General features: G+C 69.0%; 25 protein-coding genes. 17 read left to right on the forward strand and 8 right to left on the reverse strand.

Features of this window, described 5'->3' with window-relative positions; genetic code table 11:
• The first annotated feature begins 87 nt into the window (after window positions 1–87).
• Both W7S_RS09385 and W7S_RS09390 read left to right on the forward strand, forming a co-directional pair.
• The gene (locus W7S_RS09385; RefSeq protein WP_008255575.1) at window positions 88–627 is read left to right on the forward strand and encodes a hypothetical protein; all 540 of its coding nucleotides are present in this window, start codon (window positions 88–90) and stop codon (window positions 625–627) included.
• A 251-nt stretch (window positions 628–878) separates the two neighbouring features.
• On the forward strand, window positions 879–1,403 hold the full coding sequence (locus tag W7S_RS09390; RefSeq protein ID WP_008255577.1) for a hypothetical protein: 525 nt from the start codon (window positions 879–881) through the stop codon (window positions 1,401–1,403).
• Here W7S_RS09390 and W7S_RS09395 read toward each other — a convergent pair.
• The 3 genes from W7S_RS09395 to W7S_RS09405 form a co-directional block, all read right to left on the reverse strand.
• Window positions 1,397–2,302, reverse strand: coding sequence for a sigma-70 family RNA polymerase sigma factor (locus tag W7S_RS09395; RefSeq protein WP_008255578.1), 906 nt, complete (start codon window positions 2,300–2,302; stop codon window positions 1,397–1,399). The genes W7S_RS09390 and W7S_RS09395 overlap by 7 nt on opposite strands.
• Window positions 2,299–2,895: a carboxymuconolactone decarboxylase family protein gene (locus W7S_RS09400; protein ID WP_008255579.1), complete on the reverse strand. Its 597-nt coding sequence runs from the start codon at window positions 2,893–2,895 to the stop codon at window positions 2,299–2,301. The genes W7S_RS09395 and W7S_RS09400 overlap by 4 nt, the downstream gene beginning before the upstream one ends.
• Before the next feature lie 83 nt (window positions 2,896–2,978).
• Window positions 2,979–3,293, reverse strand: coding sequence for a type II toxin-antitoxin system VapB family antitoxin (locus W7S_RS09405; protein ID WP_008255581.1), 315 nt, complete (start codon window positions 3,291–3,293; stop codon window positions 2,979–2,981).
• Between the two features lie 171 nt (window positions 3,294–3,464).
• On the opposite strand from W7S_RS09405, the gene hrcA reads away from it, so the two are divergent.
• The 8 genes from hrcA to era all read left to right on the forward strand — a co-directional run bounded on the left by hrcA (window position 3,465) and on the right by era (window position 11,713).
• On the forward strand, window positions 3,465–4,496 hold the full coding sequence (hrcA, locus tag W7S_RS09410) for a heat-inducible transcriptional repressor HrcA (RefSeq protein WP_008255582.1): 1,032 nt from the start codon (window positions 3,465–3,467) through the stop codon (window positions 4,494–4,496).
• A 56-nt stretch (window positions 4,497–4,552) separates the two neighbouring features.
• Complete coding sequence (dnaJ, locus tag W7S_RS09415; protein WP_008255583.1) at window positions 4,553–5,701, forward strand: molecular chaperone DnaJ; 1,149 nt, start codon at window positions 4,553–4,555, stop codon at window positions 5,699–5,701.
• 13 nt (window positions 5,702–5,714) lie between these two features.
• Complete coding sequence (locus W7S_RS09420) at window positions 5,715–6,476, forward strand: 16S rRNA (uracil(1498)-N(3))-methyltransferase (RefSeq protein ID WP_008255584.1); 762 nt, start codon at window positions 5,715–5,717, stop codon at window positions 6,474–6,476.
• Window positions 6,477–6,588: 112 nt separating this feature from the next.
• Window positions 6,589–7,647 (forward strand): PhoH family protein, encoded by a 1,059-nt coding sequence (locus W7S_RS09425; RefSeq protein WP_036428749.1) that lies wholly within the window; start codon window positions 6,589–6,591, stop codon window positions 7,645–7,647.
• 20 nt (window positions 7,648–7,667) lie between these two features.
• The gene (gene ybeY, locus W7S_RS09430) at window positions 7,668–8,201 is read left to right on the forward strand and encodes an rRNA maturation RNase YbeY (RefSeq protein WP_008255587.1); all 534 of its coding nucleotides are present in this window, start codon (window positions 7,668–7,670) and stop codon (window positions 8,199–8,201) included.
• Between the two features lie 50 nt (window positions 8,202–8,251).
• Window positions 8,252–9,472 carry a hypothetical protein gene (locus W7S_RS09435; RefSeq protein WP_263646491.1) on the forward strand — a complete coding sequence of 407 codons (1,221 nt, stop codon included), beginning with the start codon at window positions 8,252–8,254 and terminating at the stop codon, window positions 9,470–9,472.
• 38 nt (window positions 9,473–9,510) lie between these two features.
• Window positions 9,511–10,821, forward strand: a complete 1,311-nt coding sequence (locus W7S_RS09440) for a hemolysin family protein (protein ID WP_008255591.1) — start codon at window positions 9,511–9,513, stop codon at window positions 10,819–10,821.
• Window positions 10,814–11,713, forward strand: a complete 900-nt coding sequence (gene era / locus W7S_RS09445) for a GTPase Era (protein WP_008255596.1) — start codon at window positions 10,814–10,816, stop codon at window positions 11,711–11,713. Before W7S_RS09440 ends, era begins: the two co-directional genes overlap by 8 nt.
• An 8-nt stretch (window positions 11,714–11,721) precedes the next feature.
• On the opposite strand, the gene W7S_RS09450 is transcribed toward era, so the two are convergent.
• Both W7S_RS09450 and W7S_RS09455 read right to left on the reverse strand, forming a co-directional pair.
• The gene (locus tag W7S_RS09450; RefSeq protein ID WP_008255597.1) at window positions 11,722–13,182 is read right to left on the reverse strand and encodes an aminotransferase class I/II-fold pyridoxal phosphate-dependent enzyme; all 1,461 of its coding nucleotides are present in this window, start codon (window positions 13,180–13,182) and stop codon (window positions 11,722–11,724) included.
• Between the two features lie 76 nt (window positions 13,183–13,258).
• Window positions 13,259–14,749 (reverse strand): amidase, encoded by a 1,491-nt coding sequence (locus W7S_RS09455; RefSeq protein ID WP_008255598.1) that lies wholly within the window; start codon window positions 14,747–14,749, stop codon window positions 13,259–13,261.
• A 62-nt stretch (window positions 14,750–14,811) separates the two neighbouring features.
• Between W7S_RS09455 and recO the strand changes: the two genes are divergently transcribed.
• The 3 genes from recO to W7S_RS09470 all read left to right on the forward strand — a co-directional run bounded on the left by recO (window position 14,812) and on the right by W7S_RS09470 (window position 17,072).
• Complete coding sequence (gene recO, locus W7S_RS09460) at window positions 14,812–15,609, forward strand: DNA repair protein RecO (RefSeq protein WP_008255600.1); 798 nt, start codon at window positions 14,812–14,814, stop codon at window positions 15,607–15,609.
• A 165-nt stretch (window positions 15,610–15,774) separates the two neighbouring features.
• On the forward strand, window positions 15,775–16,644 hold the full coding sequence (locus tag W7S_RS09465) for a decaprenyl diphosphate synthase (RefSeq protein WP_014711362.1): 870 nt from the start codon (window positions 15,775–15,777) through the stop codon (window positions 16,642–16,644).
• Window positions 16,644–17,072: a hypothetical protein gene (locus W7S_RS09470; RefSeq protein ID WP_014711363.1), complete on the forward strand. Its 429-nt coding sequence runs from the start codon at window positions 16,644–16,646 to the stop codon at window positions 17,070–17,072. The genes W7S_RS09465 and W7S_RS09470 overlap by 1 nt, the downstream gene beginning before the upstream one ends.
• 3 nt (window positions 17,073–17,075) lie before the next feature.
• Here the strand turns inward: W7S_RS09470 and W7S_RS09475 are convergent, their stop codons facing one another.
• Both W7S_RS09475 and W7S_RS09480 read right to left on the reverse strand, forming a co-directional pair.
• Window positions 17,076–17,471: a Fur family transcriptional regulator gene (locus tag W7S_RS09475; protein WP_008255605.1), complete on the reverse strand. Its 396-nt coding sequence runs from the start codon at window positions 17,469–17,471 to the stop codon at window positions 17,076–17,078.
• A complete protein-coding gene (locus W7S_RS09480; protein WP_173662756.1) occupies window positions 17,468–17,893 on the reverse strand; it encodes a helix-turn-helix transcriptional regulator in 426 nt (141 codons plus the stop codon). Before W7S_RS09480 ends, W7S_RS09475 begins: the two co-directional genes overlap by 4 nt.
• A gap of 183 nt (window positions 17,894–18,076) precedes the next feature.
• On the opposite strand from W7S_RS09480, the gene W7S_RS09485 reads away from it, so the two are divergent.
• The 3 genes from W7S_RS09485 to W7S_RS27790 all read left to right on the forward strand — a co-directional run bounded on the left by W7S_RS09485 (window position 18,077) and on the right by W7S_RS27790 (window position 21,735).
• Window positions 18,077–19,468: a glycine--tRNA ligase gene (locus W7S_RS09485; RefSeq protein ID WP_008255621.1), complete on the forward strand. Its 1,392-nt coding sequence runs from the start codon at window positions 18,077–18,079 to the stop codon at window positions 19,466–19,468.
• 251 nt (window positions 19,469–19,719) lie between these two features.
• A complete protein-coding gene (locus tag W7S_RS09490; RefSeq protein ID WP_041298206.1) occupies window positions 19,720–20,943 on the forward strand; it encodes a PPE family protein in 1,224 nt (407 codons plus the stop codon).
• A 504-nt stretch (window positions 20,944–21,447) separates the two neighbouring features.
• A complete protein-coding gene (locus W7S_RS27790) occupies window positions 21,448–21,735 on the forward strand; it encodes a hypothetical protein (protein WP_029384279.1) in 288 nt (95 codons plus the stop codon).
• A 52-nt stretch (window positions 21,736–21,787) separates the two neighbouring features.
• Here W7S_RS27790 and W7S_RS09500 read toward each other — a convergent pair whose 3' ends face one another.
• Window positions 21,788–23,767 carry a TPM domain-containing protein gene (locus tag W7S_RS09500; protein ID WP_014711366.1) on the reverse strand — a complete coding sequence of 660 codons (1,980 nt, stop codon included), beginning with the start codon at window positions 23,765–23,767 and terminating at the stop codon, window positions 21,788–21,790.
• Between the two features lie 142 nt (window positions 23,768–23,909).
• On the opposite strand from W7S_RS09500, the gene W7S_RS09505 reads away from it, so the two are divergent.
• On the forward strand, window positions 23,910–25,187 hold the full coding sequence (locus W7S_RS09505; RefSeq protein ID WP_014711367.1) for a deoxyguanosinetriphosphate triphosphohydrolase: 1,278 nt from the start codon (window positions 23,910–23,912) through the stop codon (window positions 25,185–25,187).
• Window positions 25,188–25,253 lie beyond the last annotated feature (66 nt).

A 25,253-nucleotide genomic window follows, 5' to 3' on the forward strand; every position in this document is an offset into this window, starting at 1 on the left:
ACACCATCTTCAACCATGAAGACGTGTGACCGTGTGCGGCGATCCCCAAGATTTCCGCCACGGTCCATGTGCATCGAAGGGGGACCTGTGAATTCCGTGAAGTCCATTGCCACGGGCGTGGCGGCGCTGACCGCCATTGGCGGCGCCGCCGCCGCCGGTGTGGCTTCCATTGCAGCACCGATGGGTCTGGATCATGTGCAACTGGCTGCGGTCGGCGCGCCACTGCCGCAGGACCCGCCGCCGCCTCCGCCCCCGCCGCCGGGTGCGCCGGGCCAGTTGCCGACGGCCGATCAGTTGGCCACTCTGTGCAACCAGGTAACCGACCCCGGCGTCAACTACAGGGAGAAGGCCAACTTCGTTGAAAACGGCGTCAGCCAAAACGAGGGCATGGTGGCCGACCACGACCTGCGAAAGGCCTACCGCAACGGGAACTTTCCCGAGCAGTTCAACGTGACGAACATCGCGCCGGCGGGTCCGAACATGGCCCAGGCCGACGTCGCCATCACGGGCCCGAAGTTCGCCGGCCCCGTGACCAAGCACCTCGCGTTCGTCAACCAGGGTGGGAACTGGGTCCTGCAGCACGACGCGGCGATCGCGCTGATACAGGCCGCGACCGCCACCAACTGATCACCGCGCGTAAACCCGATGCCAATCGGGCGGACGCGCCAGATGTTCCAGCGCACCCCATGCGTCGCCTTCCGGAGGCGCATGGGGTGTGGCATCTGCGGCGACCCCCGCACAGCCGGCGCACAGGTTGCTCATGTTGTGTGCACAACGGCCGGCCGTAACGTATCGGTGCCGAGACACGAAATAAGAGACGAAAAGGGCACGCTGACACCACCCGTGCGTCGACTTTCGTGCCCACCGAAGGGGGAACCATGAAAACCGTTAAAACGCTTGCCACCGGCGTGGCAGCACTGGCGATCGTCGGCGGCGCGGCCGCCGGCCTGACCTCGATGTCGGAGCCGAGCCCAACCCCCCAGGTCGGGGTGCAGCTCGCCACGATCGGCGCGCCGCTTCCGCAGGATCCCCCGCCGGTGCAGCCGGTCGTGGGGGCCAACGTCCCGACTCCCGATCAGCTGACCGGCCTGCTCAACAGCCTGGCCGACCCGAGCGTGTCGTTCAGCAACAAGAGCAACCTGGTGCAGGGTGGTATCAGCGGCATCGAAGCCCACGTTGCCGACAAGAAGCTGCAGAAGGCCGCGAAAAACGGTGACCTGCCGCTGTCGTTCGACGTGACGAACATCCAACCGACTGCCGCCGGTTCGGCGACCGCCGACGTGTCGGTCTCCGGTCCCAAGCTGACCTCACCGGTCACCCAGAACGTCACCTTCGTCAACCAGGGCGGCTGGGTGCTGTCGCGGGCCTCGGCGATGGAATTGCTGCAGGCCGCCGGTCAGTGATCGGTACCAAGGTTTAATCTCGCGAGGCGCGCCGGATCCGCCAGCACATCGATCGCCCGGATCCGGCCGCCGCGCACCACGAATCCCATGACGGACGCCGCGCGTCCGGCGACGACGATGACGGCGCCGGCGGCGCCGTTGACGGTCGCGGCGCGCACCTCGCGGTCGGGCCCGGCGTAGCTTCGGGCCAGCCTGGCCACCGAGGCCGCACCGTCGGCCCGGAACGCCGCCGCGGCCGGGCCGAAGTCGCCTCGCAGCACCACCTCGGGATGCAGCACCGACACCAAACGCTCGAAGTCACCACTGCGGCCCGCCGCGAAGAAGGCGTCCACCACCTCGCGTTGGGCGGCGAGGTCGCCGTCGGGAACCGGATCGGCCCGCTCGATCCGTCGGCGCGCCCGGCTGGCCAGCTTGCGGGCCGACTCCGGCGTCCGATCGACGATGGTGGCGATCTGATCGAACGGCACGCTGAAGACGTCGTGCAGCACGAAGGCCAATCGCTCCGCCGGCGGCAGCGTGTCCAGCACCACGAACAGCGCCAGCCCCACCGCGTCGGCCAGCATGACGCGGTGTTCGGGATCGAATTCCTCGTCGGTTTCCACGATCGGGTCGGGCAGGCGGGCGCTCAGCTCCTCGCTGCCGTGAGTTCGGCGCTCGCGCAACATGTTCAGGCAGATGCGGGCGACCACGGTGGTCAGCCACGCGTCGGGGTTGGCGATCGTCTCCCCGGAGCTGCCGCTCAACCGCAGCCAGGCCTCCTGCACGGCGTCCTGGGCGTCCTCGAACGAGCCGAGCATGCGATAGGCGAGGGCGCCCAACCGCGGCCGGGCCGCCTCGAAGCGCGCCGTCAATGCCCGCAGTGACGGCGGTGACGGCGCGGACGCATCGGGATTGGTCACGGCCGATCGGTCTCCGGCAGGGCGCACACGCGGTCGCCGGAAAAGCCCGACGACCCGATGTCGAGCGCGATGTTGAAGCGGGCGCGCAGATTGCCCAGCGTGATGACGTGGGTCAGGCCGACCAGTTGGGCGGTGTCGAAGTGCGCGCGCAGCGCCTCGAAAAGCTCATCCCTCACCTCGACGGGGGTGCGGCTGATCGCGGTCGCGTATTCGAGGATCAGTTTGTCGACGTCGGAAAAGCACGGCGCGTCCCGATAATTGGCCATCCCCAGCAGCTCTTCGTCGGTGATGCCCCATTGCCGGGCGATCTGCGAGCCGAGGTCGATGCAGTATTCGCAGCGCACCGTCGTCGCCGATTTCAGCTCCGCCAGCGCTCGGTGGCGCGGGCTGAGAACGTCCAGCTTCGATTCGGCCTGCTCCAACTTGCCGTAGGCGTTGAGCAGTCTCGGGATGTGCGCATACATCCGCAGCGGTTCCAGCATTCCCGCGGTTTCCAGCCCGGTCATCTGCGCGAGCTTGCGCCTGGTGAAGAAGAAGGCGATCTTGGCGCCCAGGCCGGCGTCGCGGTCGGAGACTCCCTGTAGCCGTGGCATGGCGATCCTCCCGGCAAGTTGTGGTCGTGAACCAACGTCCTCACTAGGTCGACACGCGGGAAGGCCCAAACGTGACCACTAACTCACCCGGGCTGGCCCAGGGGCATGTCCATGTCGAACACGCGGGCGTGAAGCACGGTGCGGTTCCGCAGCGCGGCGCGCACCGCGCGGTGCAGGCCGTCCTCGAGATAGGTGGTGCCCTTCCACCGCACCGCGTGCGGGAACAGGTCGCCGTAGAAGGTGGAGTCCTCCGAGAGCAGGCGGTCCAGCGCGAGCACCGTTGTGGTGGTGACCAATTCGTCGAGCCGGATCTGTTGCGGCGGTATCTGGGACCAATCCCGATAGGACAGGTTGTGCTCGGGATACGGTTTGCCGTCGCGCACGCCCTTGAAAATCATTGGCCGATCTCCCCCGACGCATAGCTGTGGCCCGACCGGTTCATGCTGGAAAGGCTAGCCGGACACCGGCCGTCCCGGCGAGCAGACGCTTGCGCTCCACCGGTGCGGGCGACGGCGCCCGAGACCGTAAAATGAACCGGGTCAAAGCGGTATCGAAGGAGGTGACGACCAGTGGGAACTGCCGATGACCGACGGTTCGAGGTGCTGCGGGCCATCGTCGCTGATTTCGTCGCCACCAAAGAGCCGATCGGTTCCAAGACGCTGGTGGAGCGCCACAACCTGGGTGTCTCGTCGGCCACCGTCCGCAACGACATGGCGGTGCTCGAGGCCGAGGGCTACATCACCCAGCCGCACACCAGTTCCGGGCGGGTGCCCACCGAGAAGGGCTACCGCGAATTCGTCGACCGGCTCGACGACGTCAAGCCGCTGTCCTCGGCCGAACGGCGCGCGATCCAGGGATTCCTGGAGTCCGGTGTCGACCTCGACGACGTCCTGCGCCGCGCCGTGCGGCTGCTCGCGCAACTGACCCGGCAGGTGGCCGTCGTGCAGTACCCGACGCTGTCGTCGTCGACCGTGCGCCACCTCGAGGTGATCGCCCTGACGCCCGCTCGGCTGCTGATGGTCGTCATCACCGACTCCGGCCGGGTGGACCAGCGCGTGGTCGAACTCGGCGACGTCATCGACGACCACGAACTCTCCCAGCTGCGGGAGATGCTCGGCCAGGCGCTGGTGGGCAAGAAACTGTCGGCCGCCTCGGTCGCGGTGGCCGACCTCGCCGGGCAGTTGAGCAGCCCGGAAGGGCTGGGCGACGCCGTGGGCCGATCGGCGACGGTGTTGCTGGAGTCACTCGTCGAGCACACCGAGGAACGCCTGCTGATGGGCGGCACCGCCAACCTGACCCGCAACGCCGCCGATTTCGGCGGCTCGCTGCGCTCCATCCTGGAAGCGCTCGAGGAGCAGGTGGTGGTGCTGCGGTTGCTGGCCGCCCAGCAGGAAGCCGGTAAGGTGACGGTTCGCATCGGCCACGAGACGGCCGCCGATCAGATACTGGGCACTTCCGTGGTGACCACCGCCTACGGCACCTCCGACACCGTGTACGGGGGAATGGGTGTGCTGGGGCCCACCCGGATGGACTATCCGGGAACTATCGCCAGCGTTGCCGCGGTTGCCCTATATATCGGCGAAGTCCTGGGTGCTCGATGAACGCGCACCCGCAGTGTGGGTAGGCGCGGAGAAGACCAGGTATAGGAGAGTCAGGCGTGGCACGCGATTATTACGGGCTGCTCGGCGTGAGCAGAAACGCCGGTGACGCGGAGATCAAGCGCGCGTACCGCAAGTTGGCGCGCGAACTGCATCCCGACGTCAATCCCGATGAGGCCGCGCAGGCGAAGTTCAAGGAAATCAGCGTCGCCTACGAGGTGCTGAGCGACCCCGAGAAGCGGCGGATCGTCGACCTGGGCGGCGATCCGATGGAGAACGCGGCCGCGGCCGGCGGCGGTTTCGGCGGCGGTTTCGGGGGCCTGGGCGACGTGTTCGAGGCCTTCTTCGGCGGCGGTTTCAGTGGCGGCGCGACCTCCCGAGGTCCCATCGGGCGGGTACGGCCCGGCTCGGATTCGCTGCTGCGGATGCGGCTCGATCTCGAAGAGTGCGCGACCGGCGTCACCAAGCAGGTCACCGTCGACACCGCAGTGCTGTGTGACCGCTGCCAGGGCAAGGGCACCAACGGCGACTCGGCTCCGGTGCCGTGCGACACGTGTGGTGGTCGCGGCGAGGTCCAGACCGTGCAGCGCTCCCTGCTGGGGCAGGTGATGACGTCGCGGCCGTGTCCGACCTGCCGCGGCGTCGGGGTCGTCATCCCCGACCCGTGCCACCAGTGCATGGGTGACGGCCGGGTGCGCGCCCGCCGGGAGATCAGCGTCAAGATCCCCGCCGGTGTCGGCGACGGCATGCGCGTGCGGCTGGCCGCCCAGGGCGAGGTGGGACCCGGCGGCGGGCCGGCCGGTGACCTGTACGTCGAGGTGCACGAGCAGAGCCACGACGTCTTCGTCCGCGAAGGCGACGACCTGCACTGCACCGTGTCGGTGCCGATGGTCGACGCGGCGCTGGGTGCCACGGTCACCGTCGACGCCATCCTGGACGGCGTCAGCGAGATCACCATTCCGCCGGGCACCCAACCGGCTTCGGTCATCACGCTGCGCGGCCACGGGATGCCGCACCTGCGCACCGGCACCCGCGGTGATCTGCATGTCCACGTCGAGGTGGTGGTTCCCGCCCGCCTGGACGCCCGCGACACCGAACTGCTGCGCGAACTGAAGGCCCGCCGCAGCCGCGACGTCCCCGAGGTGCGCTCGACCCACGCCGGCGGCGGCCTGTTCAGCCGGCTCCGCGAGACGTTCACCGGACGCTAGTCAAGGCGCGCCGATGGTCGCGACCCTGTTCTACGCCGACGCGCTGCCCGAGACCGGCGCGCTGGCCGTCCTGGGCGGTGACGAGGGGTTTCATGCCGCCAGCGTGCGGCGGATCCGCCCCGGCGAGCAACTGGTGCTCGGCGACGGCGCCGGCGGCCTGGCGCACTGCGAGGTGGAGCACGCCGGGCGTGACGGGCTGCGGGCGCGGGTGCTCAAGCGCTGGAGCGTCGCGCCCGGAACCCCGCCGGTGACCGTGGTGCAGGCCCTGCCGAAGTCGGAGCGATCGGAGCTGGCCATCGAGCTGGCCACCGAGGCGGGGGCCGACGGGTTCCTGGCCTGGCAGGCCGCCCGCTGCGTGGCCAACTGGCACGGCGCCCGGGTCGAGAAAGGTCTGCGCCGCTGGCGTGCGGTCGCCCGTTCGGCGGCCCGGCAATCGCGCCGGGCGCACATCCCGCTGGTCGACGGGGTGCTGTCCACCCCGGCGCTGACCTCGCGCATCCGCGACGAGGTGGCCGGCGGCGCGACGGTGCTGGCCTTGCACGAGTCGGCCACCGAGCGGCTCGCCGGCGCCGACCTCGCGGGAGCGCTATCGGTGTTGTTGGTGGTCGGTCCCGAGGGCGGGATCGCCGACGACGAGATGGCGGCGTTGTCCGAAGCGGGCGCGACGGCGGTGCGGCTGGGTCCGCAGGTGCTGCGGACGTCGACCGCCGCGGCCGTGGCGCTCGGTGCGCTGGGGGTGCTGACCCCGCGATGGGACCACCCGTCGAGCCTGTAATGACTCGTCGCGCGCTGCACATTGGGCGAGCGTCGACCCGGCGGTAGGATAAAAACGCTAGAAAACGCCGGAATCGGCGAGCACTTCACACAAGGCAGGCATCGAAAACCACGTGACGCCCCGCGAGACCAGCGCTGCTGACGCAGCCGGACCCCTCCAGGCCGACGCTCAAGTTCGCAGCAGCATCAACGTTCCGCCCCATTCCGTCATGGGCCTGCTGGGTTCGGCAGACGAGAACCTGCGCTCGCTGGAACGCACCCTGGACGCGGATCTGCACGTGCGCGGCAACACCGTCACCATCTCCGGTGAGCCCGCCGACGTCGCGCTCGCCGAACGGGTGATCTCCGAACTGATCGCGATCGTCGCCGGTGGGCAGCCGTTGACCCCGGAGGTGGTCCGGCACAGCGTCGCCATGCTGGCCGGCACCGACAACGAGTCACCGGCCGAAGTGCTCACGCTGGACATCCTGTCGCGACGCGGCAAGACGATCCGGCCCAAGACGCTCAACCAGAAGCGCTACGTCGACGCCATCGACGCCAACACCGTCGTCTTCGGGGTGGGCCCGGCCGGCACCGGCAAGACGTACCTCGCAATGGCCAAGGCGGTCAACGCTTTACAGACCAAACAGGTCAGCCGCATCATCCTGACCCGCCCGGCCGTGGAAGCCGGTGAGCGCCTTGGCTTTTTGCCGGGCACGCTCAGCGAGAAGATCGACCCGTACCTGCGGCCGCTGTACGACGCGCTCTACGACATGATGGACGCCGAGCTGATCCCCAAGCTGATGTCGGCGGGGGTCATCGAGGTGGCGCCGCTGGCGTACATGCGTGGTAGGACGTTGAACTCCGCGTTCATCGTGCTCGACGAGGCGCAGAACACCACCGCCGAGCAGATGAAGATGTTCCTCACCCGCTTGGGCTTCGGATCCAAGATCGTCGTCACCGGCGACATCACCCAGGTCGACCTTCCGGGCGGGGCCAGGTCGGGTCTGCGTTCGGCGATGGAGATCCTCGACAGCGTCGAGGACATCCACGTGGCGGAACTGACCAGCGTGGACGTGGTGCGCCACCGGCTGGTCTCGGAAATCGTCGACGCCTACGCCAAGTTCGAAGAGCCCGACCTGACGATGAACCGGGCGGCCAGGCGGGCGTCGGGCTCGCGCGGTCGCCGATGATGGTGCGGTGAGCGGGTTCCATGAGCATTGAGGTATCCAACGAGTCGGGCATCGACGTCTCCGAGGCCGAGTTGATCAGCGTCGCGCGGCATGTCATCGCCAAGATGGACGTCAATCCGGCGGCCGAGCTGTCGATGGTGCTGTTGGACACCGCGGCGATGGCCGACCTGCACATGCGCTGGATGGACCTGCCCGGGCCCACCGACGTGATGAGCTTCCCGATGGACGAGCTCGAACCGGGCGGGCGCCCGGACGCCCCCGAGCCCGGGCCCTCGATGCTGGGCGACATCGTGCTGTGCCCGGAATTCGCGGCCAGTCAGGCCGCCGCGGCGGGGCACAGCCTGGGGCACGAGCTGGCGCTGCTGACCATCCACGGGGTGCTGCACCTGATCGGCTACGACCACGGCGAGCCGGACGAGGAAAAGGAGATGTTCGCGCTGCAGGACCGGTTGCTCGAGGAGTGGGTCGCCGACCAGGTCGAGGCCTACCGCCAGGACCGCCAGGAAGAGCGCGATCGCCGATTGCTTGACAAGTCAAGGTATTTCGACAATTGAGCCGACTCAGGATCCTGGTGGCGGCAGCCATCGCGTTCGCGCCGATCTCGATGATCGTCGCCATCCCCGGCACGGTGGCACAGGCGGCGCCCTGCGCCGGCGCGGGCTCGAACCCCGTGTCCTGCCAGCGCTGCATGTTCTACGTGAACGCCTATCACACGGCGAACGTGTGCAACGAGGACAAGCGCGGCGTCCAGGGGCCCGCGAGCAACGCGCCGACACCGGTTCCGCAGGTGCCCATCCCGGCGTACGAACCGCCCCCGCTTCCGCCGCCGGTGCAGCAACCGGTGGTCCTGCCGCCGCCCAACGCGGGCCAAAACACCGTCCCGGTGCTCGAGATCAATCCGCCCGGCCCCGATGCGCCGCGAAACGCCCCGGTGGTCGCGCCGCCGCGAGGGCTGGATGCGCCCTCGGTGGCGATCGCAGCGGCGAAGGCCGCGCCGGTAACCCGCGCCGACCCCGCCAACCCGCCGAAGCCGCCGACCGAGGTGGACTTCAACCAGCAGGTGCAAAACGTGGTGAATGCCCACCGGCAAAACGTCGACATCCTCAAGATCGACGAGCACCGGTTCGTGCGGCCGCGCCACTGGGACTACGTCGACTACGACGATGCCTACCGCCGCCCAACCCTCTACAACCCGCTCAATCAGGCGATGACGTTCCGCTACTTCTACAACGGCGCCTACCAGCAGCTGTACCTCCCGCGCGGAGCGCGGATGGTGCTCGACGCCGCGACCGTCGGCGTCGTCCCGTTCACCGCGGTCGGCGACAGCTATGTGGCCTCGGGCAGCTTCTACGGGGGTGGCTCGCTACCGCTCAACGGATACAACGGGCCACCGCCGCCGGACTACAAGCCGCCGGCGCCCCCGAAGCTGTACGACAACGTCGTCGTGTCCGTTCCCGCCAAGGGCGAGACCGTGGAAGTGGGCCACGTGGCGGTGGTGGGCCACGACGGTAGCCAATCCCCGGGGAGCCAGGACACGTTCCTGCTCGACGACTCCACCCTGGCCTGGGGCCAGATCGACAACTCCAGCAGCGCGCCCGCCCAGATCCGGGTGATCAAGACCCAGCCGACGCCGGGCGTCGGCCTCACCGACGACGGCGGCTTCTTGGTGCTGCTCGCCGTTCACCACCCGGAGCCCGGCCAACCCCACCAATCCGTGTGGACCATGGCGCTGCGCTTCGGTGGGTTCGCCGTGGTGGTGGGCCTGGTCGCCTGGCTGCTCAATCGCCGGAACCGCAGCGAGGACGACGCCGCTGAGTCCTCGTGATGCCACAGGGGAATAGTGACCACGTCGAGGGATGACCGTTGACCGGCTGGTCTGAGCTGTTCGCCGCGGTCGCGTTGATCGCGCTGGGCGGGCTTTTCGCCGCGATCGATGCGGCCATCAGCACGGTGTCGCTGGCCCGTGTTCAGGAAATGGTGCGCGACGAGCGGCCGGGCGCGGTGGCGCTGTCCAAGGTGATGTCGGAGCGTCCCCGCTACATCAACCTCGTTGTGCTGCTGCGGATCACCTGCGAGATCACCGCGACCGTGCTGCTGGTGGTGTTCCTCTATGACAACTTCGGGCTGAAGTGGGGATTGTTCGGCGCCGCGGCCATCATGGTGGTGACCAGCTTCGTCGTCATGGGGGTGGGCCCGCGCACCCTCGGCCGCCAACACGCCTATTCCATCGCGTTGACGACGGTGCTTCCGCTGCAAGCGATCTCGTGGTTGTTGATGCCGATCAGCCGGCTCCTGGTGGTGCTGGGTAACGCGGTCACCCCGGGGCGCGGGTTGAGGAACGGGCCGTTCGCCTCGGAGATCGAGCTGCGCGAGGTCGTCGACCTGGCTCAGCAGCGTGGCGTGGTCGCCGCCGAGGAACGCCGGATGATCCAGTCGGTCTTCGAACTCGGCGACACCCCGGCCCGCGAGGTCATGGTCCCGCGCACCGAGATGATCTGGATCGAAAGCGACAAATTCGCCAGCCAAGCCATCAACCTGGCGGTGCGCAGCGGCCATTCCCGCATCCCGGTGATCGGCGAGAACGTCGACGACATCGTCGGCGTCGTGTACCTGAAAGACCTTGTCCAGCAGACGTTTTTGTCGGGCGGCGGCGGGCGGACCATCCCGGTGGCGCAGGTGATGCGGCCGGCGGTCTTCGTGCCGGACTCCAAGCCCTTGGACGCCCTGCTGCGCGAAATGCAGCGCGACCGCAACCACATGGCCCTGCTCGTCGACGAGTACGGCGCGATCGCCGGCCTGGTCAGCATCGAAGACGTGCTCGAAGAAATCGTCGGCGAGATCGCCGACGAGTACGACCAGGCGGAGACGGCGCCGATAGAAGACCTGGGCGACAAGCGTTTTCGGGTGTCGGCTCGGCTGCCGATCGAGGACCTCGGCGAACTGTACGGCGTGCAGTTCGACGACGACCTCGACGTCGACACCGTCGGCGGGCTGCTCGCCCTGGAATTGGGCCGGGTGCCGCTGCCGGGCGCCGAGGTGATCTCCCACGGTTTGCGGCTGCACGCCGAGGGCGGCACGGATCACCGTGGGCGGGTACGCATCGGCACCGTCCTGCTCAGCCCCGTCGAATCCGACGGCTCACCCGATGGCGAGGAACCCCCGCAGCATGACTGAATTCCGTTCCGGCTTCGTATGTTTGGTCGGCCGGCCCAACACCGGGAAGTCGACCCTGACGAACGCGCTCGTCGGGACCAAGGTCGCGATCACCTCGAAACGGCCACAAACCACCCGGCACACCATCCGGGGGATCGTGCACCGGGACGACTTCCAGATCATCCTGGTCGACACGCCGGGTCTGCACCGCCCGCGCACCCTGCTGGGCAAGCGGCTCAACGACCTGGTGCGCGACACCTACGCCGAGGTGGACGTGATCGGGCTGTGCATCCCGGCCGACGAGGCGATCGGCCCGGGCGACCGGTGGATCGTCGAGCAGATTCGGGCGACCGCGCCCAAGGCGACACTGGTCGCCATCGTCACCAAGATCGACAAGGCGCCCAAGGACCGGGTCGCCGCGCAGTTGGTCGCGGTCAGCGCGCTGGTCGGCGAGCAGGCCGAGATCGTCCCGGTGTCGGCGGTGGCCGGGACGCAAATGGACGTCCTGATCGACGTGCTGGCCGCGGCGCTGCCGCCCGGGCCCGCCTACTACCCCGACGGGGAACTGACCGACGAACCCGAAGAGGTGTTGATGGCCGAGCTCATCCGGGAGGCGGCCCTGGAGGGGGTGCGCGACGAGCTGCCGCACTCGTTGGCCGTGGTCATCGACGAGGTCAGCCCGCGGGAGGACCGCGACGACCTGATCGACGTGCACGCGCTGCTCTACGTCGAACGCGACAGCCAGAAGGGCATCATCATCGGCAAGGGCGGGGCCCGGCTGCGCGACGTCGGCACCGCCGCGCGCGCCCAGATCGAGAAGCTGCTGGGCACCAAGGTGTACCTCGACCTGCGCGTCAAGGTCGCCAAGAACTGGCAGAGCGACCCCAAACAGCTTGGCCGGCTGGGCTTTTAGCGGGCTTTCTACGTGGCGAGCACCCGGATGGTGTTCAGCGACGGATCGGCCGCATCGGGCAGATTCATGCCGGCATTGACGCCCGAGCAAAGATAGTCCAGCACGGCATCGTTGAGACGCTCACCCGGCACGACGGCGGGGATGCCCGGGGGATAGGGGGTGATCTGCTCGGCGGCGATGCGGCCCGCGGCGCTGTCCGTGGACACCGTTTCCACCCGCCCGAAAAACGCGTCACGCGGCAACTCGACGGACTCCAGTTGCAGCTCGTCGGGCGAGGGCAGCGCGATGCTCGGCGGCGGCTCGAAGTCGTCGGCGGCGGTGCGCCACGCGCGCAGCGCGTCGGTGAGACGCCCCAGGGTCTCCTTGTCGTCGGCCATCGACAGGGTGGCCAGGATGCGGCGGTGATCGCTCATCCCCACGTCGATGTGCGCGTGCGCCCGCAGCCAGTCGGCGGCCTGATAACCCGAAGTGCCCGTTGCGGATACGTCGATCAGCACCTGCATCCGGTCCAGGTCGTGGGACGCCTGCGCGCCGAGCAACTCGTCGTCGAGAACCTCCACATCCGGGATGAGTTCGATCTCCTCACGCACGTGTCGCGTCAAATCGAGTGCGGCACCGAGCAATTCATGACCGTGCTGCACCATCTGCCGGCGCCAGCCGTCCATGGCGGCGTACAACAGGACGCTGGGACTGGTGGTCATCAGCTGATCCGCGCAGGCGGACAGGCGATCCCGATCGATCAGGTCGCCCTGCAGGTGAAACACCGAACCCTGCTCGAAACCGGCGCCCATCTTGTGCACGCTGACCACGCAGACGTCCGCGCCGGCGTCCATCGCCCAGGTCGGCAGGTCCTCGTGGAACGGCAGGTGTGCGCCCCACGCCTCGTCGAGGATCAGCGGCTTTCCGCGCCGGTGACACACCTCGGCGATCCCGGCGATGTCGGCGCAGGTGCCGTAGGGGCTGGGGCTGACGACGAGCGCGCCGGCGGCCTCGGGGTGCTTGTCCCAGGCCTGTTCGACCTGCTCCGGCGAGGGCGGATGAGAGAAGTGGTGCGCGGCGTCCCAGCGGGGGGTGATCCAGCGCGGCTGCACGCCGGAGAAGATCAGCCCCGCCACGATCGACTTGTGGCTGTCGCGGCTGACCAGCAGGCTGCCCTCGCCGCCGGCCACCGCCATCATCGCCGCCCGCACCGACAGGGAACTGCCGCAGGTGGAGAACCACGCGGTGTCCGCGCCCACTGCCTCGGCCATCAGGTCTTCGGCGTTCTTCAAGTACTTGTTGCTGGTCCGGCGGTCATCCAGGCCGCCGCTGGCCAGTACGTCGTCGAGGAAGGGTTCACGGCCCAGGACCGCGAGGACCCGCTCGTCGGTGCCGCGGCCCTGCCGGTGGCCGGGCGGCGTGAACCCGTATCGGTTCTTTTCCCGATAGTCGGCCAGCGCATCGAGCAGTGGGGCGTCGGATTGGTCCATGGCGAACGTGTACCCGCCTCGTCGGCAGGAAATTCACCGCTCCGACCTGCCCAGACGGCGGGACGCGGCGGTGATCTCAGCCGCTGGGCGCGGGCGCCGGAGGGGTGTCCGCGCTCTGGTGCCACCAGGGTTGGGGCTGCTTGCTGGCCCATCCGCACACGGCTTCGAGCTCGGCGGCCAGCGAGATCAGCATGCCCTCGCTGTTGGCCGGGCCCATCAGCTGCACGCCGATCGGCAGGCCTTCGGAGGTGAAGCCCGCCGGAACGTTGATGGACGGCCACCCCAGGACGTTCCACGGGAACGTCAGCGGGCAGGCCGCGATCATGGCCCGGTCGGTGCCGAAGCCGCTCAACCGGTCGAAGGCCCGCGCCAGCGGCGGGGGCTGGGCGGTGGTCGGCGCCAACACCACGTCGACGATGTCGAAGATCGAACCGACCCGGCGCTGGTCGGCCGCCTCGTGGCGGCGGGCGCTGCGCAGGATCGCCTGCCCCAGCGCGGCGCCCATGCGCAGGTTGGACAGGGTCCGGGGGTCCAGCACGACGCCGTCGCCCAAGCGCTCCTCCCAATCCCGCAGGCCCGCGGTGGACCGGGCGAGAAAGTCCCACGACAACCGCATGCCGTAGTCGGGGTTGCCGGACACCACGGTGTGGCCCAGCAGTTCGAGTTGGTTACCCACGGCGCGCGTCGCCGCCAGGATCTCCGGGTGCAGCTTGGGCCGGAAACCGGTGTAGGGAAACCGGGTTGACAGCGCGATGTTCAGCGGGCCGGGCGCCTTGCCCACATAGTCGGAGGCGGTGATCGCGGGCGGTTTGTGACGGTCCCCCTCGACGTTGCCGGACGCGGCGTCGAGCACCAGCGCCGCGTCGGCGACCGTGCGGGCCAGCACGCCGTTGACCGTGATGCCGTTGAACGCCTCCGGCAGCGGCCAGGTCGAGATCCGTCCGCGCTGCGGCTTGATGCCCACCAGGTGCGTCCATGCCGCGGGGATGCGGATACTGCCGGCGCCGTCGGACCCGATGGCGGCCGTGACCAGGCCCGCGGCCACCGCCGCGGCGCTGCCGCCCGACGACCCGCCGGGGGTGTGCCGCCGCGACCAGGGGTTGCGGGTGTGCCCGAAACCGGGTCCGCTGGTGAACGGCCACTGGCCGAGCTCACACGTGTTGGTCTTGCCCACGATCACCGCGCCGGCGGCCTTGAGGCGGCGCACCACCTCGGCGTCGTGCGTCGCCGGCGGAACCGTCCCCTCGGTGCCGAACGCGGTGGGCACGCCGGCAATGTCGACGTCGTCCTTGACGGCGATCGGGATGCCCAGCAGCGGGGCGGTGTCCCCGGCCGCGCGGCGCCGGTCGGCCTCGGCCGCGTCGGCCAGCGCCGACTCGGTGAGCACCACCCGGAAGGCGTTCAGCGTGGGCTGGCTGGCGTGGATGGCGTGCAGCGAACGACCCACCAGGGTGGTGGACGTCACCGAGCGGCTGGCCAACTGATAGAGCAGGTCGGTCAGCGTGGGCAGGCGCTGGTTGCCGGACCCGGAAATGGACCCGACTCCCGACCCCGAAGCGCCAATCACGGGGTACGAGACTAGACGGCGCGGATACCCGCAATGTCGCGGCGGGGTGCAAAACTATGGGGATGCGGCTATACCGAGACCGAGCTGTTGTGCTGCGCCAGCACAAGCTCGGCGAAGCCGACCGGATCGTCACCCTGCTGACCCGTGATCACGGGCTGGTCCGCGCGGTGGCCAAGGGCGTTCGTCGTACCCGCAGCAAATTCGGCGCGCGGCTGGAGCCATTCGCGCACATCGACGCGCAGTTGCATCCCGGCCGCAACCTCGACATCGTCACCCAGGTCGTCTCGATCGACGCGTTCGCCACCGACATCGTCAGCGACTACGGCCGCTACACCTGCGGGTGCGCCATGCTGGAAACCGCCGAACGCCTCGCCGGTGAGGAGCGGGCGCCCGCCCCGGCCCTGCACGGGCTCACGGTGAGCGCCCTGCGGGCGGTGGCCGACGGCCGCCGGTCCCGGGGCCTGCTGCTGGACGCCTACCTGCTGCGGGCGATGGGCATCGCCGGTTGGGCGCCGGCGCTGAACGAGTGCGCCCGTTGCGCCACGCCCGGTCCCCATCGTGCGTTTCATGTCGGCGCCGGCGGCAGCGTCTGCACCCACTGCCGCCCGGCCGGTTCGACGACGCCGCCGCCGGGGGTACTGGACCTGATGTCGGCGCTGCACGACGGCGATTGGGACTTTGCCGAGAAGACGCCGCAGTCGCACCGCAACTACGTCAGCGGTCTGGTGGCGGCGCACCTGCAATGGCATTTGGAGCGGCAGCTCAAGACGTTGCCGCTCGTAGAACGGACGTATCACGTCGACCGCACCATCGCCGATCAGCGCGCGACGCTGATCGGGCAGGATATGGACTGTGGCTAAAGTCTGGGCCGGCGGGCGGGCGGTGATCACATCCGTCACACCCGCATCCGCGTCAGCCGGCATGTGTTGTGCCCACCTCCGAGCGACAAAAGCGGGTCACCCGAACGTGTCGCTCGGAGGTGGGCGCAAGACACACGCCCTCCGACCGAGGCCAGTGGGGCGCTAGTGACACACCGCGGTTTCCCGCAGCTGCCCCCCGCGCCCGACGACTATCCGGTCTTCCCCGACAAGTCGACCTGGCCCGTCGTCTTTCCGGAGCTGCCGCCGTCCGCCGACGGCGGCCCGTGCCGGCCGCCGCAGCACACCTCCAAGGCGGCCGCGCCCAGGATCGAGGCCGACCGGCTGCCCAACCATGTGGCCATCGTCATGGACGGCAACGGCCGCTGGGCCACCCAGCAGGGGCTGAACCGTACCGACGGTCATCGCGCCGGGGAGGCCGTCGTCATCGACATCGTCTGTGGTGCAATCGAAATCGGGATCAAGTGGCTCAGCCTGTACGCCTTCTCGACCGAGAACTGGAAGCGTTCGCCCGAAGAGGTCCGCTTCCTGATGGGCTTCAACCGCGACGTGGTGCGGATGCGCCGGGTGAACCTGAATGCGATCGGGGTCAAGATCCGGTGGGTCGGGTCGCGGCCCCGCCTGTGGCGCAGCGTGATCAATGAGCTGGCGATCGCAGAAGACATGACGAAGGACAACGACGTCATCACCGTCAACTACTGTGTCAACTACGGTGGCCGCGCCGAAATCGCCGAAGCCACAAAGGAAATCGCACGGCTGGCCGCGGCCGGACGGCTGAACCCGGAACGCATCACCGAGTCGACGGTGGCGAACCACCTGCAGCGGCCCGACATCCCCGACGTGGATCTGTTCTTGCGGACCTCGGGGGAGCAGCGGTCCAGCAATTTCATGCTGTGGCAGGCGGCATACGCCGAGTACATCTTCCAGGACAAGTTGTGGCCCGACTATGACCGTCGCGACCTGTGGGCCGCCTGCGAGGAATACGCCTCGCGCAACCGCCGATTCGGGAGCGCATAGTGCCCTCGCTACAGGAGCGCCTGGCGTCGATCCTCCGCGATGTCCTTGCGCTGCAGGAGGAGACCGACGGCGCGCTGACCGTTCACCATGACGGCACCATCGCCTCGTTGCGGGTGGTGAACATCGCCGAGGGCCTCGACCTGGTGTCGCTCACCCAGATATTGGCGTGGGATCTGCCGCTGACCAAGAAGCTGAGCGACCGGGTGGCCAAGCAGGCGCGCGACAGCAACTTCGGCAGCGTCAGCCTGATCGAGAAGGTCAATGACAAAGCCGTGCAGCGCAATTCGGGCAAGGGCGCGGCCAAGAACGCCGATGTGATGCTGCGCTACAACTTTCCCGGCGCGGGCCTCACCGACGATGCGCTGAGGACCTTGATCCTGCTGGTGCTCGACACCGGCGCCCAGCTACGCCGCACACTGACGGCGTAATCGTCAGGGCATGCACTCCGAACAGGTGCCGAAGATCTCGATGGTGTGGCTGACGTCGGAGAAGCCGTGCTTGGCGGCCACGGCCGTCGCCCACTCCTCGACCTCGTGATCGCCCACCTCGATCGTGGATCCGCAACTGCGGCAGACCAAGTGGTGATGATGGTGTTCCGAACACCTGCGGTAGACCGACTCGCCGGTGTCGGTGCGCAGCGTGTCGATCATTCCCGCCGCGGCCATCGACTGCAGCGTCCGATAGACGGTGGTCAGCCCGATGTTCTCGCCGCGCCGGCGTAGCTCGTCGTGCAGATCCTGCGCCGAGCGGAATTCGTCGAGTGTCTCCAACAGCGTCGAGATCGCCGCGCGCTGACGGGTCGAGCGAACGCTCGCTCCTGATGTCACGGGGTGTCCTCGCTCGCGTGCGCGACGGCGTCCACCACGATGTGCGCGAGGTGATGATCGGCGAGCCGATACAGCACCTCGCGCCCGGACCGCTCGCCGGCAACCACGCCCGCCGCCTTGAGGATCTTCAGGTGCTGGCTGACCAGCGGCTGGGGCACGCCGAGCGCGTCCACCAGCTCGTGCACGCAGCGATGCGACTCGCGCAGCTGCAGCACGATGGCGATGCGCACCGGCGCCGCCAGCGCCCGCAACAACTCGCCCGCGGCGTCGAGGATCTCCCGCGGGGGTGGGACGGGGTAATCGGCCAGTACGGAGTGCCCACCGGCGCCGAGTCCGCCGTGGTCGTGGGTGACCGCGTCCAGGTCCGTTCCCATGTCGCCGTCGGTGGCGGACGGCATCGACGCAGAACGTGAGGGGGACATCATGGGAGCGGCATCACCTCGAGAAGTGCCAGGTAGTGGGAAAGTATCCGCCGTATCGGCTGCCCTCCACTGTCACATGCATGATGACGCATGTCAAAGACCGCGGCGCCGATCGCTACCATGACTGATGCTCTGCGCACGGCGGTCGGCCGCCAAGCGCGCCCACCCAACCCCGGAAAGGGAGTGCACCACCCCGTGGCGTCCGTCATCGACACCGTAGTGAACCTGGCCAAGCGGCGCGGCTTCGTTTTTCCCTCGGGAGAGATCTACGGCGGAACCCGGTCGGCGTGGGACTACGGCCCGTTGGGTGTGGAGTTCAAAGAGAACATCAAACGTCAGTGGTGGCGCGCGGTGGTCAGCGGGCGCGACGACGTCGTCGGCCTGGATTCGTCGATCATCTTGCCGCGGCAGGTGTGGGTGGCCTCCGGCCACGTCGAGGTCTTCCATGACCCGCTGGTCGAGTCGCTGATCACCCATAAGCGTTACCGCGCCGACCATCTCATCGAGGCCTACGAGGCCAAGCACGGCCACCCGCCGCCCAACGGACTGGCCGACATCCGTGACCCCGACACCGGCGAGCCCGGGCAGTGGACCGAGCCCCGCGAATTCAACATGATGCTCAAGACCTACCTGGGTCCGATCGAGACCGAGGAGGGCTTGCACTATCTGCGTCCGGAGACCGCGCAGGGCATCTTCGTCAACTTCGCCAACGTGGTGACGACCGCTCGCAAGAAGCCGCCCTTTGGTATCGGCCAGATAGGCAAGAGTTTTCGCAACGAGATCACCCCGGGCAACTTCATTTTCCGCACGCGCGAGTTCGAGCAAATGGAAATGGAGTTCTTCGTCGAGCCCTCGACCGCGAAGGAATGGCATCAGTATTGGATCGACACCCGGCTGCAATGGTATGTCGAGTTGGGTATCGATCCGGAGAACCTGCGGTTGTTTGAACACCCGGCCGACAAACTGTCGCACTACTCCGATCGCACCGTCGACATCGAGTACAAATTCGGCTTCGCCGGTAACCCGTGGGGTGAGCTGGAGGGCGTCGCCAACCGCACCGATTTCGACTTGGCGACGCATTCAAAGCATTCCGGCGTCGACCTGTCCTTCTACGACCAGGCGACCGACGCACGCTACATCCCGTATGTCATCGAGCCCGCGGCGGGTTTGACGCGGTCGTTCATGGCCTTCCTGATCGACGCCTACGTCGAGGACGAGGCCCCGAACGCCAAGGGCAAGATGGAAAAGCGCACGGTGCTGCGGCTGGACCCGCGGCTGGCGCCGGTCAAGGCGGCGGTGCTGCCGCTGTCCCGGCACGCCGACCTGAGCCCCAAGGCCCGCGATCTGGCGGCCGAACTGCGCCAGTTTTGGAATATCGATTTCGACGATGCCGGCGCGATCGGGCGGCGCTATCGGCGCCAGGACGAGATCGGCACGCCGTTCTGTGTGACGGTGGATTTCGACTCGCTCGAGGACAACGCCGTGACGGTGCGCCGGCGCGACGACATGACCCAGGAGCGCGTCGCGATGAACACCGTGGCCGATTATCTGGCGGCACGGCTCAAAGGCTGCTAATCACGGGGCCGCCGTCGGCGGCGCCATATCGGGTCCCGTTGCGTGGGTGCGCGTCTGGCCGACTCGCGCGACGGTGAATGATGCGCCGTCGCCGGTTCGCATTTGCGAAATAAGGTTTGCTTAAAAATCGGGCCGCGATGGTGGCGGTGCCCTAGGATCTGCCGTGGGGCATAAGTAGATAGCTAGTTGAGCCATGGGCGGATGTCGGGCGTCTGTCGCTGGAGCCGTTGACTCGGTCGGTTGGGGTGTGGATGATTCCCGCGTTTTTGTTCTTCCCTCCGGAAATCAACTCGGCCTTGATAGTCGGCGGCCCCGGTTCTGGACCTCTATTCGAGGCGGCTTCCGCGTGGGACGGACTGGCGGCGGAGCTGTCGTCCTCGGCGGCCTCGTTCAACACCGTGGTGACGGACCTGGCGGCGGGCCCCTGGACCGGTCCTTCGTCGGCATCGATGACGGCCGCCGCGGCGCCCTACGTGCAATGGCTGCTGATCGCCGCCGCGGAGGCGGAGGTGGCCGCGATCCGCGCCCGGCTGGCGGCGCTGGCGTTCGAGGGGGCGGTGGTCGCGACGGTGCCGCTGCCGGCGGTGCTGGCGAATCGTGCCCGGTTGCTGATCCTGATCGCGACCAACTTCTTCGGCCAGAACACGGCGGCGATCGCGCAGACCGAGCTGGAGTACGTCGAGATGTGGGCGCAGGATGTGGCCGCGATGGTGGGCTATCACGCGGGGGCCCAAACGCTGGTGGAGACGTTGCCGGCGTTCACCCCGCCGCCCGCGGGTCTCGGCGGCGGCGCGGCGTCCGCGGGCCTGGCGGGCCTGGCCGACCTGGTGACGGCGCCGCTGACGCTCGCGTCCCAGTTTTTCCAGGGCCTGTCCTCGCTGGGGACCGCGTTCGCGTCGCAGCTGCAATCGGTGTTCATGGCGCTCTCCCCGGCGGTCTCGTCGCTGACGTCGTTGATGACCTCGACGCCGGTGGCGACCTTGACGACGGTGGCCCAGGCTGGGATGTACCCGGCCAGCGCGCTGATGCCGCCCATGGTGGCGCTGGCCCAGAGCACCGGCCCGGTGGCGGCCGCGCCGCCGGCGGCGCCGGCGCCGGTATTGCTCAGCGCCACCAACGTGGCCGCCGAGGCCCCCCGCAGCGCCCATAGCATGCTGTCCGACCTGCAACCGTTGGCGGGCGGGGGGCTGGGCGCGCTGGGCGTCGCGTCGGCGGGCCTGGGGACCGCGCGGTTCGTCGGGGCGATGTCGGTGCCCGCGGCGTGGCAAGGGTCGATGCCGGCGTACGTGCCCGCACCGGCGGTGTCGGGTGTGGCCACCGGAGCGCCCGCGGCGACGTCGGCCGCGGCCGGGTCGGGTAACGGCGTGCCGATGACGGCCATGCCGGTGGGCGACAAGGGGCCCGAGGGGGACAAGCGCGGCACCAAGGCGGAGGTGGTGCGGTCACGGCCCAAAGTGGTGCCGCGAACCCGATAATCGCGGTGCCGCTGTTGCGGATGTGCATGGAGTGCACGGCGTGAGAAACCGGAAATACCGACTAGGTTGGCCGGGGCGGCCAAGCAACGCCGTACCGCAATATGCGAATTCATATAATTCGTGCCGTAAGAACGCGCGCTCCCTTGCGTTGCCCCGAGCGGGAAGCGTGGAGCCGGACCCCCCGCGCACCCGCGGCCGACCGCTCGATCCGATCACGACGGCTTACCCTAACGTGCTGTGCGGCAAGGAGTTTGTGCGTAGGAATCGACGGCGGATCGTCCGGGATGGCGCCCGAGTTCCCCGGTGTCGCCGGCGCGCGTGGCCCGCGCGGCGGCCCCCTTACCGGGTCGGCGAGAGGCCCGCGTCGTCCGGTACACGCTCAAATTAAGGAAAATTGGCAATTCCCGCATATTTTCTTCGGTTTGTCTTACGATGTCACCGGTTGGTGTAAATAGGTTCGCCACAGCGCCCGAACGCTTAGATCGGCTGTGGAAGGGGGCAGGGGTGCTTTTGCCTCTCGGTTCGCCGTTACCCGATGACACGGTGGCGGCAGTACGCGGTGAGTGCGGTGTGCTCGGCGGTTTATCGGTCCCACTCAAGTGGGGGGTGGTCGTTCCGCCCGACGACTACGACCACTGGGCGCCGAAGTCGGACGCGAGCGCCGACACCACGGAGGAGACACTCGACGCGCCCCGCCCGACGGCGGTCGCCGACGGCGTCTGGAGCGGGTGGGAAGGCGAAGCCGCGGCACGGCCCGTGGGCGTGATCCCGCATTCCCCGGCCGCCGGCTGAAGACCGGTAGGTAGAGAACCGAAAGCCGCCGCGGTCACCCGCGTGCGGCGCGTCAGAATCGGCCGCCGCCGCCCATGAAACCGCCGTCGGAAGAACCCGGCGAGCCACCGAACGACGTCGGGCTCCAGCCGCCGAATCCGCCCCGCATCCCCCCGCTGAGCAGGTCGCCGATGATGATGCCGCCGAGCATCGCGCCCATGTCACTGCCGCCGCCACGCGTGTAGGCGCGCTGCATCGCCTGCACGTCGTCGTTCGCCAGTGACTGAGCGTGAGCGGCCAGCGTCGACGCCGCGTTGGCGTGGGCGATCGCTTCGCTCGGGTTCGTCGCGCCCTTGTCCTGCGCGGCCTGCAGGTGGCGCTTGGCCTCGGCCAGCCGGGTGCGGGCGTCGGGGCCGACGCTGCCGCGGCGCGTGTCGATGTAGTCGGACACCGCGCGCACCCGCGATTGCGCGGTGAACAAGGCCTGTTCCAGTGATCGGTTGAGTCGCTCGGCGGTGGCCTGTTCCTCGGCCAGGGTGGCCAGCAGCCCGTTGAGCGCGGCGTCGGCCTTGGTCACCTGTCCGAAGGCGGCCAGCGGATCTTCGGAACCGCCGGCGCGGGCGCTCTCGACGGCCCTGGTGGCCTCGTCGCGGGCCGCCACCAAATCGCCGCTGCGCGTGGGTTTTTTCTGCAGCAGTTCGTTGGCGCGTGCGATGTCATCCTTGGTGTCGGCGACGGCCGACGGCAGCCCGTCGATCGCGTGCTGAATGTCGCTGGCCGCGTTGTCCACCGCGTCGAGCAGCGCCCGCGCCTGCCCGAGGGCGGACTCGGCGGCCCGGACCGCGTCGACCAAGCCGGCCTGCCCACCGGTGACGGCGTGGGCGGCCAGCTCACGGGCGGTGCCGATGTTGCGGTCGGCGAACGCCAGCCGCTCCTTGGCCGTCGTGACATTGCCGGACACCGAAGTCAGTGCGGCAGCGCTGAAGTCGTGGTGCAGCGCCACCAGCCGTTGCTCCGCCGGCGCCAGACGGGTGGTGAGTTCCACGTACTGCTGCGTCAGCGCATCCAGCCGCGACGCGGCGTTGATCACCAGGTCGCGCAGCCTCTCGAACGCCTCGGTCTGTGACTCCAGCTCGCGGTCGGCCCGCGCCGCCGAGACGATCACCTGGGTGAGCAGTTCGCGCCGCTGGGCGGGTGTTTCCGGTGTGGAGTCGTCGAGTTGTTGGCGCACCGTGAACGCTTGGGACAGAGCCGCTTTGGCGTTGGCCACCGCGCTCGTGAAGGGTCGGGTGCGCTCTTCGCCGAATTCGCCGACCGCCAGGTCCAATTCGTTGGCGCTGGTGCGTAGCGCGTTGTCGACGTCCACCACCAGCGCGCGGGACAGGTCGTCGAGCGTCTGCAGCGGCAGCGCGGCGAGCGCGTCGACGTCGGTGGGGTCGACGCGCCGCGCGGCCGCCAACGCCGCGGCCCGTCGGCGCTGCCCGCGATGACGCATCACCAGCAGCAGGCCGGCGAGCGCGATGAGAATGCCCGCCAGCGTGGCCAGCAGGATCACCCGCCCCGACGAACCGGGCGACGCGTCGAGCCCGTTCGCCGCGGCCACCGCGGCGCCGCTCCAGTCACCGTTGTGCAGGGCGGGTTCGATCTTGTTGCGCCGCAAGCTGTCGACCTGACCGGCGTTGACGCTCTTGATGGTGGACGGCACCAGGAAGGCGTAGGCGCGGCTGGTGGTCGCGACGGCCAGCAGCGCGTCGTAGCCGCCCAGGTCGCTGGCGCGCACGGTGCCTTGTGCCCACCCGGTCGGGCTCTGCCCGGAGAAGTCGTCGACGTAGACCACCCAGAGCCGGATGTGGCGGTCGGTGTAGAGCTTGTTGACGGCGGCGGTGACGGTGCTTCGACCGGAATCCGACAGCGCCCCCGCGTTGTCGGTGACATAGTCGGCCAACCGGAATGATGGTTGCGCGCCGGCGGCCGGTGCCGACAGCAGCCCGCCGCCGAGGCCGACCGTCAGGAGCATCGCGAGCACGGCGAGCAGGCGAGCGGTGCAACGCATAAGGCCAATCTAGCCCCGCGACGATGCAGGCCAGTAGGCCTGCTGAGGAGTGGGGCGGTCAGGCGCGGCCCCGGCCGACACACGCCGGCGGGCCCGAGTCGAGCCGGACTTGGGCGGGCATTCCCTGGCAGACTGTGCGTCGGTGACCAGGAATCAGCACGACCCCTACGACGACTTCGACCGTCAGCGACGGGTGACCGAAGCCGCGAAGACCGCGGGTCTGCCGGGCACCGAAGGTCAGCACCGCACCGACTTCGCCCGCGACCGCGCCCGGGTGCTGCACAGCGCCGCCCTGCGCCGGCTGGCCGACAAGACCCAGGTCGTCGGGCCGCGGGAAGGGGACACGCCGCGCACCCGGCTGACGCACTCCCTCGAGGTCGCCCAGATCGGGCGGGGAATGGCCGTCGGCCTGGGCTGCGACCTCGACCTGGTCGACCTGGCCGGCCTGGCCCACGACATCGGCCACCCGCCCTACGGCCACAACGGCGAGCGCGCCCTCGACGAGGTCGCGGCGAACTATGGCGGCTTCGAGGGCAACGCCCAGAATTTCCGAATCCTGACCAGCCTCGAGCCCAAAGTGCTTGACGCCCAAGGCAACAGCGCGGGTCTGAACCTGACTCGCGCGTCGCTGGATGCGGTCACCAAATACCCGTGGCCCCGCGGCGAAGGCCACGGGAGCGCGGCGCGCAAGTTCGGGTTCTACGAGGCCGACCGCGAGGCGGCGGCCTGGATGCGGGCGGGCGCCCCGGAGGGCCGGATGTGCCTGGAGGCGCAGGTGATGGACTGGGCCGACGACGTGGCCTACTCGGTGCACGACGTGGAGGACGGCGTCGTCTCCCAACGCATCGACCTGCGAGTGCTGGCCGACGACGACGAGGCGGCCGCGCTGGCCAAACTCGGCGAGACCGAATTTTCCCGGGTGCGCGCCGACGATTTCATGGCGGCCGCGCGACGGCTGTCGGCGCTGCCGGTGGTCGCCGCCGTGGGCAAGTACGACGCCACGCTCGCGGCGTCGGTCGCGCTCAAGCGGCTGACCAGCGAGCTGGTCGGGAGGTTCGCCTCGGCCGCCATCGCCACCACCCGCGCGGCGGCCGGACCCGGACCGCTGGTGCGCTACCGGGCCGAGCTGCAGGTTCCCGATCTGGTGCGGGCCGAGGTCGCGCTGCTGAAAATCCTGGCGCTGCAGTTCATCATGTCCGATCCGCGGCATCAGGAAACCCAGGCCGGTCAGCGTGAGCGCATCCACCGGGTGGCCCACTGGCTGTACGCGGGAGCCCCGCGAACCCTCGACCCGGTCTTCGCTGCGGCCTTCAACACCGCGGCCGACGACGGCGCCCGGTGGCGGGTCATCGTCGATCAAATCGCCTCCTACACCGAGGGCCGGCTGGAACGGATCGACGCCCGCCAGGCCGGCCCGTAGCGGGTCGTGGGGCGCAACTCGTCCGGCCCGGGGATCGGCGCGGCCGCCGCGAGTTAGGCTGCCCGA

Origin of the sequence: Mycobacterium sp. MOTT36Y, assembly GCF_000262165.1 — a bacterium.
Lineage (GTDB): Bacteria > Actinomycetota > Actinomycetes > Mycobacteriales > Mycobacteriaceae > Mycobacterium > Mycobacterium intracellulare.